This is a genomic window from Planotetraspora sp. A-T 1434 (assembly GCF_025420585.1).
Taxonomy (GTDB): Bacteria; Actinomycetota; Actinomycetes; order Streptosporangiales; family Streptosporangiaceae; genus JAOEGB01.
Window position 1 is genome coordinate 1 of sequence record NZ_JAOEGB010000112.1, and the last position, 433, is coordinate 433.

The 433-nt window shown below is 70.0% G+C and carries 1 protein-coding gene; it reads left to right on the forward strand.

Features of this window, described 5'->3' with window-relative positions; translation table 11 throughout:
• Window positions 1–433: AMP-binding enzyme (locus tag N5079_RS35185; RefSeq protein WP_261588549.1), on the forward strand; the 433-nt coding region annotated here is incomplete at both ends.

The window sequence follows — 433 nt, forward strand, 5'->3', positions numbered from 1 at the left end:
GGGACTGCCCGGATCTGGTGGCGGGGGAGTTGTGGATCGGTGGCGCGAGTGTGGCCGAGGGTTACCGGGGTGATCCGGAGCGCACGGCGGCCCGGTTCGTGGAGTATCGGGGCCTGCGCTGGTATCGGACGGGTGACCTGGGGCGGTACTGGCCGGATGGGACGCTGGAGTTCCTGGGCCGGGCGGACTTCCAGGTCAAGATCGGCGGGCACAGGATCGAGCTGGGCGAGATCGAGGCGGTGTTGAAGAGCCACCCGGGCGTGGGTGACGCCGTGGTGGTCACCGTGGGGGAGACGACTCGCAAGCTGGCCGCCGCGCTGATCGCGCGCGGGGAGATCGCCGGGCTGGAGGACCATCTGGCGGATCGGCTGCCGCGGTACATGATTCCCGAGCATGTGATCGTGCTCGACGCCTTCCCGCTCAGCGCCAACGG